Origin of the sequence: Legionella sp. km535 (genome assembly GCF_003990085.1) — a bacterium.
Classification (GTDB): domain Bacteria; phylum Pseudomonadota; class Gammaproteobacteria; order Legionellales; family Legionellaceae; genus Legionella; species Legionella moravica.
Genome location: NZ_RZGU01000014.1, coordinates 17,660 through 35,728 on the forward strand (window position 1 = coordinate 17,660; position 18,069 = coordinate 35,728).

Here is an 18,069-nt window from a genome sequence, read left to right on the forward strand (position 1 = left end):
GCTTGGGAAGTAACGGCGTTATTGCTGATTGAACTAGAACGACGCCGTTATTAAAATGAACCGTCTTGCACTGATTTTAAGACTGTGATGAACGTAAAGATAGAGCAATAAAGATGTAGGTCCAGCCATTGACTATCATTTCGATGGCAATAAACAGCCCAATTACCCATAAGCCGCTAATAGGCCATTGCGCTAATATCAGAACCCCTAAAATAATTGCAGTGATACCTGCTAATAATAACCAACCCCATCCTTTGGAATCCCGCAACACTAAAGCCATTATAATTCGGGTAAATCCAATGACGATGAGTACAGAGGCTAAAATTCCTGTTATTAATGTTGATGCCAGGAATGGGTCATAAAATACCAGGCATCCTGCTGCAATGTAGAGCACAGCAATCAGGGCTTGCCAGATGATCCCTTTCCATTCTTTATGTTTAAATACATCAATAATATGAGTGATACCGGAGACGATTAGTAATGCGCCAAAAAAATACATGCTAACCAGTGTTAAACCAACTACCATGCCCAGACCGATACAGCCCAGAAAGAGAAAGAGTATTCCGAGCCCTAAAATCCAACCCCAGTTGCGCTTTAATTCACCGACTATTGGTTGATAAACGTCATTCGAATTAGCCATAAAAATATCCTTATTTAATTTCAGTACTTGTGAGCAGGATGACTTCGAATTTTAAGAAAAAAGTAATGAAGTCAATTTAATATAGCCTAGGGTCTGTTGACAATTCAAGTTTCGACGTTCCGCGACTTGTTCGCGGGATCCAATTCACTCTTTATAGGCGCAATATACTCTTGTTTTGCGCAAGATCTATCGATTCCGCGAACAAGTCGCGGAAAGTAGGCTTGAACATAATGAAATATCAACAGCCCCTAATATTCAAGGAGTTGTCGAATGTTCGTTTCGTCGTTCCCAGTTTTATATGATAGAAATTAGTTACTGATGATTAATGCATATAAATCGCAAATAATTTGGCTTAAGTAGTCAATCATGATATTTTATAGGCAGGTTTCGCCTTGTTTCTTGATTTAGTTTGTAAAGGATTTAGTGCGTTACAATAGGATTTGTTTTCATATCGTTTTGCTCAGGAGGAGCTATGCAACATTTCTCTATACCTACCTGTTACTTTCCAAGTACTGCGGTATTTGTAGATGATAGTCGCGATTTTTTGCTCAACTTTGTTTTGCATTTAGATGAAGGATTGGCTTATCGCGTTTTTGATTCTCCATTTAAAGCGTTGGAATGCATCCATAAAAAGCGTTGTGAGTTGGAGCTATTGAGCCAGCGCTGCATTAGTGAATATACAGAAGCTAAAAATTGTCCTTTGACAAATCATACAATCAATCTGGATTTAGCCGCTATTCATGCTGAAGTTTATAATTCGAGACGATTTTCGGAAATATCCGTAGTCGTTGTTGATTACGCTATGCCAGGAATGGATGGCCTGGAGTTTTGCAGACGAATTGAAGATACCAATATAAAAAAAATCTTGTTAACAGGACAGGCTGATGAAAAACTGGCGATTGAAGCCTTTAATGAAGGTTTGATACATCGCTACATTAAAAAAAGTGATCCCGATGTGGCTGGGCTGATCATCAAGAGCATTCATGATTTGCAATTACAGTACTTCCAAAGTATGTCCGATATGGTTGTTCGTATGCTCTCGGTCACTTCGCCAAGCTGTCTTCATGATAAAAAATTTGCTGAATTATTTTGGGATTTGTGTAAAAAGAAAGGGATAGTGGAATTTTATCTCGCTGATAATTCAGGTAGTTTTTTCATGTTGGATGATGACGCCAATATCAGTTTTTTAATTGTAAAAAATGAAGCCGATATGCGCCTTCATTATGATTTGGCGCTGGATAATGGAGCCAGTGAAGAGGTTCTGGACCAATTACTCAGTGGAGAGAAAATTCCTTGTTTTTGGCAGTCTAATTCAGTGACGCCACAATGGAACGAATGGACCAATTGTCTGGTCCCAGCTCGTAAATTTGTTTCCGATGAAACCTATTACTATGCTTATGTGCAAGGTGCTGTTTTATTTGATGTTCGCCTGGATAAAATTTTATCCTATCACCAATATCTTGAAGAGTTAGATGCTGAGGAGATGTTCCTTACTTAATACTACCTATTAAAAAAAGGAATATCTCGTTGATGCGCTACTAACTTGAGCAAGCAGTCTATCACTCGGAGAAGATCCCTTTTTTCGTGGTTGGAACTAAGGGATAAACGTATCAATGCTCTGTTCTTGGGGGTGGCAGGTGAACAAAATACCGCTCCAAAAATATCTTCCTTTTCCAGTTCATTGCGTAACCAAATCGTATTTGCTTCGTTTCCCGTCATAATTGGAATGATTTGTGACTCACTATCGCCAATATCAAAACCGTTTGCTGACAGGGCTTCTCGTAAAAACGTTGCGTTTGCATGCAATTTCTCTCGGCGCCATTCATCCCTGGAAATAATTTCCAGAGAAGATGAAAATCCAGCCAAATCATGAGGAACCAATGCTGAACTGAATATTGCTGGCAGGGAGGAATAGCGTACAAATTCAATTAATCGTTTTTTCCCGGCAATTAATCCACCTCTCCCTGAAAATGCTTTTGCCAAACTTGCGGTGATTACATCAACCTGATCGGACAGTCCTAGCAGGGTAACCAATCCTTTTCCACTTGGCCCATAAGTTCCAAGGGAATGCGACTCATCAACAATTAACAGGCAATCGTATTTTTTGGCAATTTTGACAAATTCCGAGAGGGGGCTAATTGTTCCTGTCGTGCTGTATATCGAGTCAATTGCAATAATCCCAGGTCCATGTCGCTCCAATCTTTTTATTAATGATTCTGTCGAATTATGTTGAAACGGAATGGGTTTGGCGTTAGCCGCTTTAACTCCGGCCCAAAAAGACATGTGGGTATAGAAATCTAGATATACTGGTGTATTTCGTTTGGCCAGAGCTTGAATGATCCCTACATTGGAACACCAGCCTGATTGAGTAAGCAAGCTTGAGGGATAGTTTAAAAAGGTGCTGAACTGTTGTTCGCAATTATCCAGCAATTGGCTATTGTTACTCAAAAACACGGCTGATTGCATTTGGCCATTACCGTATTTTCGCATGGCGTCCATCTGAGCATTAATTAATTCGGGATGCTGGCTAATATGTAAATAGTCATTACTTGAAAAAATAAGCGCGGTGGGAGTAGGGGTTTTTCCATTAAGAATATGCCGACCTTGCCATGACTTTTTCACTCGATCTTCGAAATAGTGTTCCATCGCATCGTTGATGAATTCAGGGTAGCGTTCGGTTTCTACATCTGATTCCCAAATCGATGACGCTGAATGATTATTTTCTGTACTGTTATCTTGAATTCCCATCCCTAGCTCAGCTTCTTGTCCATTGGCGGCAGTGTAACATGGCTTTAGCCGTTCCCCCAATAATCCTGTAAATGGAGGACGCAAATCTGACTTTTCCTCAAGATTTCATAAGTGAGACCAAGAGTCAGATGGTACACATCGAACTTGCGGCAGAAGTAGGACTTTAGTCGTTTTTTGCAGAACTTAGAGCGCATTTTTCTGCCGTCTTCTTTAAATGATGCTGGAAAAAAGCGTCACTTGTCGGTATGATTTTTAAATTGTAATCGAGAGGGCGCATTAATGAGGTTGATTAGCGTAGCGCTGTTAACAGCTTGTTCATTTTCTATTTTTGCATTGGATGATGTCGATAGGCAGCAAATACAACAAAGAATTCAACCCATAGGTAAAGTGCGTATTCAGGAACAAGGTAATGATACTTCTGGAGCCGGGGCGGTGGATAAGGCATCAACAACTGTAGAAGCTAAAGAACCAGGCCAGGAGACTTACGAACAATATTGCACTGTTTGTCATCGTGATGGACTAGCCGGGGCACCCAAATTTCGCGATGAAAAAGATTGGAAGCCTCGATTGGCAGGTAGGACGATTGATGAACTGGTTGCCTCAGCCATTAAAGGATTGAATGCTATGCCAGCAAAAGGAACTTGCGTTGAATGTACCGAAGCAGAGCTTAAAGCGGCTGTCCAGTATATGTTGCCAAAATCATGACTAAATTTGCCTATAGAAAAATTCAATCGTTTCTGGCATTGATCACGCTTTTTGTATTAATGTCTTCCCTTTATTTTCAATATATAGTCGGTCTTCAGCCCTGTCCACTATGCCTAATGCAACGTCTTTGTGTCTTTTTGTTGTTGGGAATTATGGGACTGAGTCTGGGTACTCTGAAAAAGGCTCATTTTGTCAGCTTGTTACAGATTATCGTCGCCTGTGCCGGTCTGTTTTTTTCGCTAAGACAGTTGTGGTTGCAATCACTTCCTGCCGATCAGGCCCCAGCCTGCATGCCTGGCCTGGATGTATTAATCCGTTATTTTCCCTGGCAATCTGTCGCTAAAGCATTATTTTGGGGGTCCGGAGATTGTGCCGAAACCACCTGGAGTCTGTTGGGTATTTCCATGCCTGGATGGGTCAGTTTGTATTTTCTTTTTATGGCCATTACAGGATTATTCTTGTTTCTACGAACACGCACTTCAATTTATTAACTGGTAATCATGATTTGATTTGGCTATGATTGCTCTTTTTTTGAGTTGTCTTTTTTAGATGAATAAATTCTCTTGTGAAGTGCTGTACCGGCATGCCGGTACTAAAGCACGTGTTACCCGTGTTACGACCCCTCATGGCGAGTTCATTACTCCGGTGTTTATGCCCGTTGGAACTCGTGCCGGAGTAAATAACATGACTCCAGGAGAGTTGTTGGCCGCTGGCAGTCAGATTATTTTAGGTGGCAATACCTACCATATGTTGTGCGCTCCAGGTATGAACGTAATAGAAAAAGCAGGGGGAATGCATCCGTTTATGGGATGGCATGGTCCGATGTTAACGGATAGCGGTGGTTTTCAGGTCTTCAGTTTATCTAAAAATAAAGAGATTTGTACCATTGATGAAGAAGGGGCTCATTTTAAACTTCCTGGGAGTCAGGGACTGATTCATATGACTCCCGAGATGTCGTTGGAAACACAAAAAATTATTGGTGCAGACATTATCATGGCCTTTGATCAATGTACTCCCGACAGTTGTACCAAGGATGAAGTCGCCCATATTATGTCTCGTACCCATCGCTGGTTAAAACAGTCGGTTAATTATCATCTCGAGCATCCAGCATCACGTTATGGGAATCAACAAGCTTTATTTGGGATTGTTCAGGGCGGCATTTTCGAAGATTTGAGGCGGGAATGCGCTGATTTTGTTGCATCAATGAATACAGACGGAATCGCAATAGGCGGTGAGACTATAGGGTTTGATATGAACACTACAGTTGAGGTTATTCGCTGGGTTCGTGATTTTTTGCCTGAGCATAAGCCTCGTTACACAATGGGGGTGGGTATGTCACCTCAGGATCTTTTGGATGTAGTTGCAGAGGGAATTGATATGTTTGATTGTGTCGCGCCTACACGCAATGCAAGGCATGGGGCGTTATATTGTGGTGAGTTGGTACAAGAGGGAAATTGGTTACGTTTTTCCAGTGAATACGAGAATGAACGAATTCAAATAAAAAAATCATGTTTTGCAGATGATTTGTCCCCTGTAATGGCGAGTTGCTCTTGTTATACCTGCCTCAATTATTCACGGTCGTATTTGCATCATTTATTTAAAAGAAAAGCCAATTTATTTACGGCTCTGGCCAGCATTCATAATATCCATGTATTGCATGATGTTTGTGCTAAAATGCGGGCTTTAGTAATAAATTGCTCATAATTTAAGATTTAACAGGAGATATAATGGTTGTAATTAGCACATCTAAAGGTGATATTCATTTACAGTTAGATACAGAGGGTACTCCAGGAACAGCAGAAAATTTTCTGAACTACGTTCGAAGCGGTTTTTACAATGATACGATCTTTCATCGGGTTATTGACGGATTTATGATTCAGGGCGGAGGCTTAAATGCGGATATGCAGCAAAAGCCAACCGAAGAACCCATTAAAAATGAAGCCAAAAATGCCAAGCCTAATAAGCGTGGAACCATAGCAATGGCAAGAACCATGGATCCTCATTCTGCTACCGCTCAATTTTTTATTAACGTGGCGGATAATGGTTTTCTTAATTACAGTGGCGATCATGCTCAAGGCTTTGGTTATTGTGTGTTTGGTGAAGTGGTTGAGGGTATGGATGTTGTCGATGCGATTGCAAAGGTAAAAACAGGACAGAAAATGGGGCATGGCGATGTGCCTTTAGAAGAAGTGAGCATCATTTCAATCAAAGAAGTTTAATAAGTTTTTTTCTCAGTAAAAAATAAAATTTATAAGGTGAACCATCTGAGGTTCACTTTTCCCTGCAAGCGAAGTGATGCTTGTGCGCGACGACCTAAACAGCTCCCATCGTCCCTCGCAACTTCACGGCTCTTCATCTCCGCGTTACCCAATACGTAACCCTTCGCTTTACCTCCTCGTCACCCTCCGCGAAAGCGGAGGGTCTATAGCAGCTCACCAAGTTTCTCCTGATTCTGCCCCCACGTTTTCGTGGAGGGTGACGGGAACTGAGGGTGATGAAGCAGGCGAAGGAGAGTCGCGTGAATTTGCGAGAATCTATTGGAGCGACACAAGGACGAATTTTTTGCTACTCAATTACCAATGCCATTGATTTGGGCTAAAACGTTATTCCAGTTATTTCTTTTTTCGCTTTTTTATACTTTCTGAATAATCAAAGATTGGTATTTCTATATGAAAGAAAATTGCCAATAACCGCGCTGTAAAAATGCTAATCAGAGTAATCAAGATATTCAGGTTATGTGGAACCTGAAAATGCGCAAGAGTAATAAATAACACCGCACCACCAAGAGCAATTACAGCATATAATTCTTTTCTCAGTACTAAAGGAATATCATTACATAAAATATCCCGTAACATCCCCCCACAAATACCCGTTAACATCCCGCTGATTACTGCCACGCTAGGTGACATTCCGTGAGAAAGGACTTTTTGCGTTCCAATGATAACGAAAGCAGACAGACCAAGAGCATCAAGAATTAAAAATACTTTCATGATTCTGACCAGGGAATGAGCGATAAAGATAGTCAAAAATGCACATAATGAGGTATATAATAAATACTCTGGATGAGCGACCCAAGTGATTGGGTAGGTGTTAAATAGCGCATCTCTTACCGTGCCTCCGCCTAACGCGGTAATACAGGCTATAAGCATCACACCAAAAAAGTCCATTTTTTTTCGCCCGGCAGCTAACGCACCAGTTATCGCCTCTACACAAATGCCCAAAAGAAAAAGGTAATGGAGTAGCATAGGATTCAATGTTATGAAAAAAAACAATGATAACACTATTAAAACAAATGGCGAAATACTGTGCTTCAACTAGAATTATACATAAGAACTATTTTCTACCTGGAGGGCATCGATGGAACCGGATACTCATAGTCACACACAATTGGTTCACTCAAAATTGGATAAATCATTACCTGAGAATATTATTAATCTTGAACGGAGCTTAAGGGGGTTGCGAGCTGAAATTGATGTGAAAATTCATAATTTTTCTGCATATGAAGGTGAAAATCGAGTAGCCTATTTAACCAGCCTCAGTTCCATTGCAAAAGAACTGGATGATGCCATTGCTGGTTTAGATACGCTAATCAATTTGGCGAACTCTCAAAGCGATGAGGAAAAACAAACATTTTATCAAAGTGAAACCATGCAGAAATTTTATAGCATCATAACAGAGCAATTAAATGAAATGTCACAATTAAGGAAGAGACTTTAAATCAGTAGTCCCTAATCTCTTCGATAAATGGTGTTTTCAATTTCGTCCTTTGGTGAGGAGCGCTAACACCCTTAAGGTTCATTATATTGGTTTTTGATATTGAACAGTAAAAACAGGGTTTTCCGAGTCCATCTGCGCAATTTGATAATTGTTTATACCTTTTCGATAACGACGAGCCAGAAAGCGAACATTAATCAGGACTGTAGTTGCCAGTACCATGATAATTATGCACGGTGAACTGGGCATATGCGTTGTTCTCGCCAAATAGTCAGCTAACAGGGGAGGCAGGCCAGCAGCCAAACTTGCAGATATTGAATAGACAATAGAAAGAGCCGTACACCGTATTTGTAATGGGAATAACTCTGTCAAAAGGACAGTCGATACACTGTAATAGCAGGCACAGGGAATGGAGATTATTAATTGCATTAGGATAAAGTATCCGGCATTACCGTAATTGATCATATGCATAAATGGGTAGGTCATAACCAGTAATCCACTGCTGGCAAAAATTAACATTTTTAAACGGTCATGTTTATCTGATAACCAGCCAAACAGCGGAATAAGCACGGTGACACACAATAAAGACAAAATATTGGACATCATAATCAGGTTCCGCGGTATGTGAGCATATTGAATGGCGTGCAAAGGGATATACAAGTAAAAGAAAAATCCTGTTGTAACGGATAAAAAGACAGAGAAAAATGCAAAGTAAAACATAAATGGGTATTTTTTTACAAAATCAAGTGATTGTTTATAGATATCACGTGTTGACGGTTTTTTTCTATTTGCGTAATAAATAATATAGGCCAAGCTTTCCGGCATTTTTGCACGGATATAAAAACCAATCAGGGTCGTCAGTAAAGCGAATAAAAATGGAATGCGCCATAAATTATTAAGATCTGGATTGGTTTTTGAATAGTAATGGAAAAGCTCTGCCACCAGGCATGCGACCAAATACCCGGCTTTTACACCAACTGATGACCAGCATCCTCTAAAACCCCGCTGACTGGTATCGCCACTTTCAACCAGTAATGAAGATGAATTTAAAAATTCAGAACCGATAGCCATGCTCTGGATTATCCTAAAAGCTAACAAGCAGCCCGCAGCCATGATGCCAATCCGGTCATAAGCGGGTATAACACCAATCAGAGCGGTAGAGATACCCATAATGAGAATTGAGCCCATTAGAACATTCTTTCTACCATAGAGATCAGAAAGTAGCCCAAGGATAAATGCTCCTATCGGTTTCGCCAGATAAGCGATAAAAATAAGAGAGAGCATTACAGTGGGTTTTCCCTTCGTGTCGCCTAACAAATTGCGGGATAGTTCGGCTGATAGGAAATAACAGATGGACATATCGTAAGCTTCTACAATATTTCCCATCAGTCCGCCTAATATTACTTTATTTTGATGTTTCATAATGAACCTGTAGCGGTAAATTCTGTGCTGACAAAGAGTCACAATAGTTAAATAATGGATTAAGCATATTTGAACAGTATTGGCCAATCTTATAAAAATCATCGTGTTGGCTAGTGAACAGTTCTTGTGTATGAGGGCATGATTTACGACTAGCCAAAGAATAGATAACGTAGTCATTATCAATTTTTGCCGCCATTGATAATCCTATCGGGAATGCATGTTTAATCTGTTTAAGGTAATACAGTTCATCATATCGCTCCGGTATATATAATGTTTGCCAGCTAGCCTGAGCTCCCAATTGAAACCATTCAGGATCGTAGGTTTGATCAAAATGCCAAAGTGAGCTGCTGAACAAATTAAATTCCATAGAAGGGGTGGAGGATAAGGAAACCAGCTCATTCCGTTCATTAATCCGAGTTAAGGCAATGTGATGAATTTCATGTATTCCCAATACATCCCTGAATACGTTTGAAAGTTTACTTTTGAATGCAAATAGAATTTCCAGATGCTGTGGGTGGAGCATCAGTTTACGGCTATGTTCCATGAATACTTCTCTACGTTCCTTGCGGATGGCTAAAATGCTTCACTGAAGCCAAAGCCAGGTCAATAATTTTTTTTGACTGTTCTTCGTTAGCGTTGATTAAGCTGATGTCGTTAATCAATTCCATCAAAAACCCAGGCACCTCATTTTCCATTAAGTCGCCATTATATAGACACGCTGCTCGTGTGAAAATATAGTGAAGCAAATTCTTGCTGATTGTTAATTTGTCTTTCGATAATCCAGGGTCATTATGAGCATCACCAAACAGCAGCCAACCCGGAGAAACGTGAAGTTTCGCAGCAATTTCAACGAGTTTAACGGGCTCGGGTATGGCTTCACCCCGCAGATATTTTCGGCAAATTTGAACAGAGTAACCAGTAATTTCTGCTAATTTATGGATACACACTCCTGATGTTGAGCGTTGTGAATTAAATCCAGCAGCAATCATTGCGTCTCGCAAGCGGTAAGCAAACTGTTTTGTTAAGTTAACTTTTTCCATGGGGAAGCAATGTTCCTAATCTCTTAATGCTGAGTAGAGTGTAACAAAGGGTAATAAAACCTGCAAATTTTGAAATGAGTGGAAACTTTTGGTTTCGTTTGGAAATTATCAGTTGACAATAGAAATCAACTGAGTATAATGGCCTCCGAAACGTACGGAATCAGTTTCAATAGTCCAAACATGGAAGCACGTGATACCGGATGGAACCGGTATCACATTTAAGTCCAATTAATGGAACAGTGGTGTAACCATAGCAGTTAACCTCGCAAACTAATGGCTTGAATGGCTATCCTCCATTCAGGCCTTTCTATTTTATATTGGGAAGTTTGAGCTCATTAATCAGTCGAATTAAATGATCTGATAATGGAACCCTGATTTGTTTATGACGGCTGCTTTCGCCCCGGATTAATTCACAATGAGATTTGGGTAATTTGAACTGCTTCGATAGGAACTGTATCAATTCTTTATTCGCTTCCCCATCTTGTGGTTTGGCATGCAGCGCTATATGTAAGGCTTCGTCAGCAATGGCAAGCAACGCTGATTTTTTTGCATTGGGCTTGGCATAGACAGAGAGCACCACATAATTTTTTTCTATTTTAAACCACATAAAATATTCTGCCTGTTCATTTAGGATGCTGTCAGATTGTGGTCTCGGCCACAAATAAAGTCTTTATAACTCACTGGGGCATACACTAAATAATAAATTTCCACAGTAATTTTTTTAGATGGTATTTTTGATATCCCGATAAAAATGTTCATGTGTTCCTAATTTCAATAGGGTTAATATGATTTCATCTTCTTCATACATATAGCCCAATAAAACTTCTTGATTTAATAGTTTGAATTTATGAACCCTTAAAAAACTGTCTTAAAGAATATCTTACAAAAATCGTTAAACAACTTTATCCTTCTATCGGAATGTGCCGTAATCCTATATTGTTTTAATTCAACATGACAAATCAACTTCATCCCAGTCAGATTCGCAGTTTAATACCCATTCTAATGCTTTCCTTCTTAGAAGAATTCTGGCAAAAAACTCATTTGGAATATTATTTCGGTAATGATGAACCCACCAATGCAATCGATAATAGAGGTCACGCATTTCATATAGTTCGCTGTATGATCTTAACTGCATGCAATTGATATATTTAGCCCCGTCTTCGCCTAATTGGAGGTTGGGGCTAAGGCTAGCTAATTCATCACCCACAGCTGTGTCAAAGGGAAGGTTCTTAATTAATTTAGTTACCCAGACTAACGCCCATAGTGCTTCTATTAGCCAATAAATATAATTAAGTTCACCTTCGGTTAGTGGTTCATCATATTGAGATAAAAGGGAATATTCATCAGGTGATAAATCATCTATCAAATTATTTTCTGATAGCCAATTTGCTATGACATGTTTGGGCGCTTTTATACATAATTGATACATGGCATTAAGCACTAGAGCACGATCTATTATTTGTGGAAGAGTCCTCGGGGTAGTTAAATCGATAATTGGCAACCAATCTAAAATTTCTCCTCCTGCTTTTAGAATTATTTCTTCGGATCTTTTTTTGATGGCAAAAGAGTCAATATCATGATTTGAAGATTTATCAACTAAATCGTTATTAATAACAATTAATTCAGGTTTCTCAATGTAATCTTGTGCTACATGCCCCGCGTTATTTTCAACATTCGGGATGGCATTTTTCTCAATTAAATAATTCATCATTTCAAATTTCTTGTAAATCGCAGCTTTGTGTAGCAAAGTATTTCCATTATACTCAAGATCTCGTATGTTTATATCAAATCCTGCTTGAAGCAACTTTGCCAAAGAAGCGATTCTATTTTTTGCAATAAGGTGCTCGGCGTACCAAAAGAGTTGTCGTTGCAATTTATTGCTACAAGATGTTAGCTTCAAAATTACTTTTCGATTAGTTAATGTTACTAAGCGCTCAAAAGCTTCTGTTTCAACTCCATAATACAATTCTAAAGGAACGCAATCTTCGTTGTTCACCAGATTTGGATCAACATTTCTATCTAATAGCCAATTAATAATATCACTGTTTTGATATGATGCTGCGAAATGTAATAATGTATTTCCACAACTATCTTGAAAATTCAAATTCAGCTTCCCTTGCTCAGCAAAATATATAAATTCGGCATAATTATTTTCGATAATTCTATTAACTAATAAAATTTGGATTGTATTTAATTTGATTTCTTTGTCGTTATTAAAAAACAGGACCATAGGTTTGCCTTGCTATAAATCAGTTATCATGGTTAAAACGCCCTCAACTACAGTTTTTTTATAGCTTCAAAGATAGAGAGCTTACCAGTAGAATTATAAGGGTCAGTATAAGGGGCCGGACTTGAATTGTGAATTTATTGATATTCACAATTCAAGTCCTGACTCTTTCTTGCTACTCAATGAATCACTTGATAGTAAAGTACATGCCTTATATGCCCCGGGAAGGGGCTATAAAGCGATGAGCGAACACTTTAATCCGTTTTTACTGGGGTTGATTCTTTTAAATTTTCAAAGGTTTTGTTTATTTTTTCATAAGAAAAATCCCAAAACAAAACACTGCATGCGCTATCTAACAGGCAATTTGCCTGATTTAACGTATCTCCTTTTTGGATGTGCGTTATTTTTTTATGGTTAATAGTAATTTCAGGAAAGCATATATCACTTAGTACTCCATGTGTTTTGGGGTAAGTTATCCAGCCCGCACTGATTGATGGTTTTGGGCTTGTTTGGATTAAATCTGGAGCTATTTTGGTCATGAAGTGCATCTGTTCAAGATTGAAACCATGACTGATTTCATACATTTCAGGAACAAGTGCCCCAGGAGTTCTTGCTGCTGCTTCAAGGAAAATCAATTGCCCAGTGTTCTTATCTTTAAACACTTCAACGTGAAATGCTGAAGAGAAAGTGCCTAATAATTTTAGGGCTGAACTACTGAATTCGTAAAGTTCATTGAATAACAAAGAATCATTTACAGGAATGCTGCCCATAGGGCTTCCTTTAGAAAATTGAGCTAAAGGATTGGCATAGTGGCAAGCAGCGAAAAATTTCACTTGGTTTTCTACGATAATAAAATCACAATGAAATAATTTACCATCAATGAATTCATCGATTTCAAATTCCCATGGGCTATTGCAGATTATATCAAGAACGTTCGATAGAGTTTTTTCATCCTCTACTTTGTACGTTCCTATGCTGCTCACTAAATCTATTGGCTTAATAAACATAGGAAAATCAATATCCTGAATTAATTCGCTCGTATAGTGTTGAGAATTTTTTTTGTACTGTTCTTTGTTAAGTATTTTGAATAGAGGAGTTTTTAATAGCCCACCTAGTTTTAATTTAGAAACATTTTTGTTTACATAGGGAAGGACTTCGTTTACGGAATTTCCATTGATTTGATATTTTTCTCGAATAGTGGCGCATGTGAGTTGCGTGCTGTCTTCATTACTTAACAGGACTATCTTTTCTGAACCGTATTGGATTATTAAATCAGCTATTATGGCTTCTATTCGATGTGCATCAGGCGTATGGAAATTTCTATCAATGGTGTGTATTTCATCGAAAATTTGTTTGTTTTCTTGGGTTAATTTATTAATGCAGTAATCACTGGCAATTAAAATAAATTTAGAATCGTTTTCGTAGGGTAATTCGGACAAATTCGCTTTAATAGCAACAACATTGTATATAAAAACATAGACTTTCATATTTATCCATAAATACTCGATTGGAGGGGACTGAATTATAACACAAACAGCCCCATGTGTTCAATGTTTGTTCATTTTTGCCATTAAGACAGATATGGTCTATGGTATCTTATTATAATATAAAGATTTTTTATGGATACCAAACCATTTGATCAGATAGGCTTAATTGAATCGATTTTTAATAGTCTCCCATTTTCTTATGTCTTTTGGAAAAACAGGGATGGGATATATATGGGAGCAAGTGCCAATCAATTAAAAATGTTTGATTCAGGTCATGGTTTTATAGGCAGAACTATCTATGAGGTATTGGATGATTATGAATCAGCAAAGGCTGTTGACAATATAGATAATGCCATCATGCAGACTGGAATTCCTCAAATTTTAGAGGAATCGGTAATAACTCCAAATGGTGAAAAAAGAATTTTTCTTTCCCAAAAACAACCGTTAAAAGATGCGGGGGGTAATATCATTGGATTGATTGGATTTTCAATAGATATTACTGAAAAGAAGAAAATAGAAAATGATCTTATTGGGGCAAAAGAAAAAGCAGAGGCCTCCAGTTACATCATGACTGAATTTATATCGAATATGGGGCACATGCTGGTTACCCCATTCTCTTCAATTAGTGGGATGGCATCCATGTTACTGTATGGCTATGGGGATAAATACCTGGAGTTAAAACCTTTATTTGAAGAGCTTCTTCGTGGATGCAGCGCTTGGGAGAAGGTATATCAGGAGGTTATCCGAGCGACTTCTATTTCTGAAATTGAAGTTAAGGTTGAGTCTTTTTCCATCAATCATGAACTTAAAAATATAGAGAGTATTCTCAAGCCCTCTGCTTATGCTAAAAAACTAAAATTTATGGTTAAACCATTCAACTCTAATGAAGGAGATTTAATAGAAACAGATAGGCTCAAATTTCATTTGATTTTAATAGAGTTGATATCCAATGCAATTAAATTTACAGAAAACGGTAGGGTGATTGTCTCTGTTAACAAGAAAAACGGGACATACTTTTTTCAGGTTGCTGATACGGGTAGGGGAATTCCTGAGGATAAAATGGATTTCATTTTTGAGCAATACACCATGTTATCACGTGCCAATAAATATGGTGCTCAATTCCATGGTGTTGGCGCTGGTCTTTTTCTTGCCAAACAAAGAGCAAAATTAATAAATGCCTCAATACAAGTAGACAGCACCGAAGGTAAGGGAGCAACTTTTACACTAATTATGCCGGAACATTATGGTTCTATAGGGGGTTGATGCAGAGGTTCATTTTTTGCAAAAAGTGAGAAGATGTTCAGCTTTTTCTTTGGTTAAAGGTTTAAGAATAACATCTTGCATGCCAGCAGCCAGGTATTTTTGCGTTTCCTCAGGACTGGCGTTTCCAGTGACAGCAATAATAGGAACACAAGCAATTTTATTTTTAGCCTCATGCTCTCTAATCATTTTGCACGCATCAAGGCCGGATACTGAAGGAAGCCCTATGTCCATGCAGATGGCATCAAAATCTGTTTGTTCTGCTCTTAGGAGCGCTTGGATCCCATCACTAACAACGTCTACATCACAGCCTAGAGTCTCAAATAGAAATTTCGCAACCTGTGCTGCAACGGTATTATCTTCAACGAGAAGAATGTGTTTTTTCGACATAGGATAAATCCATATTCATCACTTAATCATTGTTATTTTAGTACAGAGGAAAATATAAATCATTTTAAATGCAGTAAATCATAAGAAAAGCGAATTATTATCTTTCTTTCCGATTAAATCCGTTCTATTTTTGAAACGGGATGGGGGCCTCGCAATTGTCTTGCTACTCCATGAAAGAAATTGTATTCAAAATCCCTCCCTTCAGAAGCAAAAACTACTGGTAGAGCATGCCAGGGAAGCCTTGGGAAACGATGATGTGTTCCATGATAATTAAAATTAAGGATAAAAATAGCGAAACACGTTGGTAGCTTGAAATTAAAAGCAAAGTATACATCGTCTGTTTTACTCCCATAATGGTAAGAATAATCCGATACAGAAATAAATAATGCGCGAGCCATCATTAAAATAATTAATACAGGCCAATGTGAGCCATAGCAATAAAAGCTAAGAAAAAACATAGAAAAAATCAATAAAAGATCAACTCTGGTTTCTGGCAAATTATTGTTCTTTTTTAAGAATCGTTCAATCGCAATCAACTGATAAGAGTTGGCAGGAAAATATTTCGTTAATTTAGTTTTTAGTGTTTTGCGTGATAATAAGGCAATTAGCGGAAAAAATAATTCCTGAATATATAAGCCAATGAATAAACGGAAATAAAAAGCAAGTTGGGCTATTCGTGGCGATAGTAGAGCTGGATCATATTCGTCATGTCGTTCCATTGCTGTTCGATTAAATTTGTGATGTAAAAGGTGAGCCTGTTGAATCGCTCGAAAGGGTGAGCCAAAACAGATAGCCAATAGGCGGCTCATCGTATCATTACCCCTTCGATTCATTGATAGTTTGGAATGGATTCCCTCGTGGATTAGTGACCAGAAGCTATTATTCACCAGCATAAGGGGCAGTAAATTTAGTATCAAGAAGATACCTGTCTCTGGCAATAAAAAGGGCAGAATAAAATATTGATACAGACTTAATAGAACAAAAAAAATAACGAGATAGCGGTTATATTGTTCTAGTGGGACCAAGAGATCGTTGTACATCAATTCTAATGTTGTTGTATTTTTTTGGGGCGTGTTAAATTGATTTTTTGAATCTTCATGGCCCTTATTGGACTGCCATTTCTCCATTCCAAATCTCCAATGTATTCGTTATCGGCAATAACGTCGCCAGACACAATATTTCCATAGCCTACATACGCTTTATCACCGATTTTACTGCCAGGGCCTATAATACAATTTGCGCCAAGAAAACAATTTGTTCCAATTGTGACAGGCTTTAATAGCAGGCGATCCCCTGTAAAATAATGACAAGAGACATGAACATTTTCACCGAAAGTTGTTCCTGAACCAATGGTTAACAAGGGAAGATCAACAAAGGTAAATTCCATTGGCGTATTGATGCCAAAGCCAATTTTGGCGCCTAATGCACGATATAGTAAAAATTTAAGAAAATAGGAAATATTCAGAAGATACTTAAGTCCAGACACCTTTATGGAACGATTTAATGCTAAATGACAATACCATGAAAGAGTATTTTTATTGAATCCTATATGGGTCACGCCAGGTTTTAGTTTAGGAATAAAGAACTTAAATAGTGCTAAAAAAGATATGAAGGTCAAACCTGACAATAAAGGTGACAGTAATAAAACAAGAATCAATAAGGTAGTTGAGCCAGAAAAATAAAAGACCAGAAAAATAATAACAGACCATGATAAAACGGCAGGACCTACGGCGAAGAATGCACTAAGAAGATCAAAAAATAGATAATGGGGTATTTTTAAATTTCGATGATCAGTCATTGATTATCACCTGTGCCGATTTTTTTACTCGAAATAGTTTACGATAAATTGCTTGCGCAATTGTGATGGTCAGTGTCAATAAATAGGTCATGATCATCTGTCTGCGACGAAAATAAAAGACAGTGAGATCATTATCGTGTATTCCTTTGCGAACAAGCTTTGGGCTTAATAAAGTGTAGCGTTTTATCATTCCATGGCCGGCATAGGAACAGCCAAAAATGATGGGACGATTTTCTTTTAGAGCATCAAAAATAATATGGGACCCAATTTTCAAGTTAAACATCACGCGAGAAATTGATTTTGATTTCCAAAGTGCAACTATTTCACAGACCTTTTGCTTGCCACCCAAAGCTTCAATAATATTTAATTGTTCTTCAGCCGTAAAATATTCAAAACAACGATGTGGATATTGATTAATTATGTATCCAGCGACTAATTGTGTGCCCTCATAAACACCTATAATGCGCTTATAGGAGAATAGATTTTCCGTTTTGATAGCCTGTATTGGATCAAGTCGTTTCCCCTGAAAAGAGTCCATGTATCCTTTGGAAAACTCCGCAAATTCAGTTGCGGTTTTAAGATCTCTAAACTTAAATAATTTTGCCATATCAATTGTCCTTATGATCAAACGCAAAAAA

20 protein-coding genes and 1 pseudogene are annotated in these 18,069 nt (G+C 38.1%); 7 read left to right on the forward strand and 14 right to left on the reverse strand.

The window, feature by feature from the left end:
* Window positions 1–76 precede the first annotated feature (76 nt).
* A complete protein-coding gene (locus tag ELY21_RS09420) occupies window positions 77–640 on the reverse strand; it encodes an HdeD family acid-resistance protein (RefSeq protein ID WP_127108946.1) in 564 nt (187 codons plus the stop codon).
* 472 nt (window positions 641–1,112) lie between these two features.
* Between ELY21_RS09420 and ELY21_RS09425 the strand changes: the two genes are divergently transcribed.
* Window positions 1,113–2,138 carry a response regulator gene (locus tag ELY21_RS09425; RefSeq protein ID WP_028383381.1) on the forward strand — a complete coding sequence of 342 codons (1,026 nt, stop codon included), beginning with the start codon at window positions 1,113–1,115 and terminating at the stop codon, window positions 2,136–2,138.
* A gap of 2 nt (window positions 2,139–2,140) precedes the next feature.
* On the opposite strand, the gene cqsA is transcribed toward ELY21_RS09425, so the two are convergent.
* The gene (gene cqsA / locus ELY21_RS09430) at window positions 2,141–3,472 is read right to left on the reverse strand and encodes an alpha-hydroxyketone-type quorum-sensing autoinducer synthase (RefSeq protein WP_233588696.1); all 1,332 of its coding nucleotides are present in this window, start codon (window positions 3,470–3,472) and stop codon (window positions 2,141–2,143) included.
* A gap of 195 nt (window positions 3,473–3,667) precedes the next feature.
* Here cqsA and ELY21_RS09435 point away from each other — a divergent pair, with 195 nt between their 5' ends.
* Genes ELY21_RS09435 through ELY21_RS09450 form a run of 4 tightly spaced genes read left to right on the forward strand, consistent with a single transcriptional unit; the run spans window position 3,668 to window position 6,312 of the window.
* Window positions 3,668–4,093, forward strand: coding sequence for a cytochrome c5 family protein (locus ELY21_RS09435; protein WP_028383380.1), 426 nt, complete (start codon window positions 3,668–3,670; stop codon window positions 4,091–4,093).
* Entirely contained in the window at window positions 4,090–4,584 is a 495-nt protein-coding gene (locus tag ELY21_RS09440; RefSeq protein WP_127108948.1) for a disulfide bond formation protein B, read from the forward strand. The genes ELY21_RS09435 and ELY21_RS09440 overlap by 4 nt, the downstream gene beginning before the upstream one ends.
* A 58-nt stretch (window positions 4,585–4,642) precedes the next feature.
* Window positions 4,643–5,797, forward strand: a complete 1,155-nt coding sequence (gene tgt / locus ELY21_RS09445; protein WP_127108950.1) for a tRNA guanosine(34) transglycosylase Tgt — start codon at window positions 4,643–4,645, stop codon at window positions 5,795–5,797.
* Between the two features lie 23 nt (window positions 5,798–5,820).
* A complete protein-coding gene (locus ELY21_RS09450) occupies window positions 5,821–6,312 on the forward strand; it encodes a peptidylprolyl isomerase (protein WP_127108952.1) in 492 nt (163 codons plus the stop codon).
* A gap of 393 nt (window positions 6,313–6,705) precedes the next feature.
* Here the strand turns inward: ELY21_RS09450 and ELY21_RS09455 are convergent, their stop codons facing one another.
* Window positions 6,706–7,338 (reverse strand): trimeric intracellular cation channel family protein, encoded by a 633-nt coding sequence (locus tag ELY21_RS09455; protein ID WP_028383376.1) that lies wholly within the window; start codon window positions 7,336–7,338, stop codon window positions 6,706–6,708.
* Between the two features lie 112 nt (window positions 7,339–7,450).
* Here ELY21_RS09455 and ELY21_RS09460 point away from each other — a divergent pair, with 112 nt between their 5' ends.
* Window positions 7,451–7,810 carry a hypothetical protein gene (locus tag ELY21_RS09460; protein WP_028383375.1) on the forward strand — a complete coding sequence of 120 codons (360 nt, stop codon included), beginning with the start codon at window positions 7,451–7,453 and terminating at the stop codon, window positions 7,808–7,810.
* 81 nt (window positions 7,811–7,891) lie between these two features.
* Here ELY21_RS09460 and ELY21_RS09465 read toward each other — a convergent pair whose 3' ends face one another.
* The 7 genes and pseudogenes from ELY21_RS09465 to ELY21_RS09495 form a co-directional block, all read right to left on the reverse strand.
* Window positions 7,892–9,229, reverse strand: coding sequence for an MFS transporter (locus ELY21_RS09465; protein WP_158618539.1), 1,338 nt, complete (start codon window positions 9,227–9,229; stop codon window positions 7,892–7,894).
* Window positions 9,213–9,773, reverse strand: coding sequence for a hypothetical protein (locus tag ELY21_RS09470; protein WP_028383374.1), 561 nt, complete (start codon window positions 9,771–9,773; stop codon window positions 9,213–9,215). The genes ELY21_RS09465 and ELY21_RS09470 overlap by 17 nt, the downstream gene beginning before the upstream one ends.
* A gap of 10 nt (window positions 9,774–9,783) precedes the next feature.
* The gene (locus ELY21_RS09475; RefSeq protein ID WP_028383373.1) at window positions 9,784–10,269 is read right to left on the reverse strand and encodes a helix-turn-helix domain-containing protein; all 486 of its coding nucleotides are present in this window, start codon (window positions 10,267–10,269) and stop codon (window positions 9,784–9,786) included.
* Window positions 10,270–10,576: 307 nt separating this feature from the next.
* On the reverse strand, window positions 10,577–10,876 hold the full coding sequence (locus tag ELY21_RS09480; protein ID WP_028383372.1) for a DUF167 domain-containing protein: 300 nt from the start codon (window positions 10,874–10,876) through the stop codon (window positions 10,577–10,579).
* Between the two features lie 114 nt (window positions 10,877–10,990).
* A pseudogene (locus tag ELY21_RS15850) lies at window positions 10,991–11,122 on the reverse strand (type II toxin-antitoxin system RelE/ParE family toxin); the annotation flags it as partial.
* Between the two features lie 93 nt (window positions 11,123–11,215).
* Window positions 11,216–12,499, reverse strand: coding sequence for a DUF4272 domain-containing protein (locus ELY21_RS09490; RefSeq protein ID WP_127108956.1), 1,284 nt, complete (start codon window positions 12,497–12,499; stop codon window positions 11,216–11,218).
* A 251-nt stretch (window positions 12,500–12,750) separates the two neighbouring features.
* The gene (locus tag ELY21_RS09495; protein ID WP_127108958.1) at window positions 12,751–13,983 is read right to left on the reverse strand and encodes an acetyl-CoA carboxylase biotin carboxylase subunit family protein; all 1,233 of its coding nucleotides are present in this window, start codon (window positions 13,981–13,983) and stop codon (window positions 12,751–12,753) included.
* 132 nt (window positions 13,984–14,115) lie between these two features.
* Between ELY21_RS09495 and ELY21_RS09500 the strand changes: the two genes are divergently transcribed.
* Complete coding sequence (locus ELY21_RS09500; RefSeq protein ID WP_127108960.1) at window positions 14,116–15,246, forward strand: ATP-binding protein; 1,131 nt, start codon at window positions 14,116–14,118, stop codon at window positions 15,244–15,246.
* Window positions 15,247–15,255: 9 nt separating this feature from the next.
* Here the strand turns inward: ELY21_RS09500 and ELY21_RS09505 are convergent, their stop codons facing one another.
* The 4 genes from ELY21_RS09505 to ELY21_RS09520 form a co-directional block, all read right to left on the reverse strand.
* Complete coding sequence (locus tag ELY21_RS09505; RefSeq protein ID WP_127108962.1) at window positions 15,256–15,633, reverse strand: response regulator; 378 nt, start codon at window positions 15,631–15,633, stop codon at window positions 15,256–15,258.
* Window positions 15,634–15,746: 113 nt separating this feature from the next.
* Window positions 15,747–16,760: a fatty acid desaturase gene (locus ELY21_RS09510; RefSeq protein ID WP_127108964.1), complete on the reverse strand. Its 1,014-nt coding sequence runs from the start codon at window positions 16,758–16,760 to the stop codon at window positions 15,747–15,749.
* On the reverse strand, window positions 16,679–17,431 hold the full coding sequence (locus ELY21_RS09515) for a DapH/DapD/GlmU-related protein (RefSeq protein WP_127108966.1): 753 nt from the start codon (window positions 17,429–17,431) through the stop codon (window positions 16,679–16,681). Before ELY21_RS09515 ends, ELY21_RS09510 begins: the two co-directional genes overlap by 82 nt.
* Entirely contained in the window at window positions 17,424–18,038 is a 615-nt protein-coding gene (locus tag ELY21_RS09520; RefSeq protein ID WP_127108968.1) for a hypothetical protein, read from the reverse strand. Before ELY21_RS09520 ends, ELY21_RS09515 begins: the two co-directional genes overlap by 8 nt.
* Window positions 18,039–18,069 lie beyond the last annotated feature (31 nt).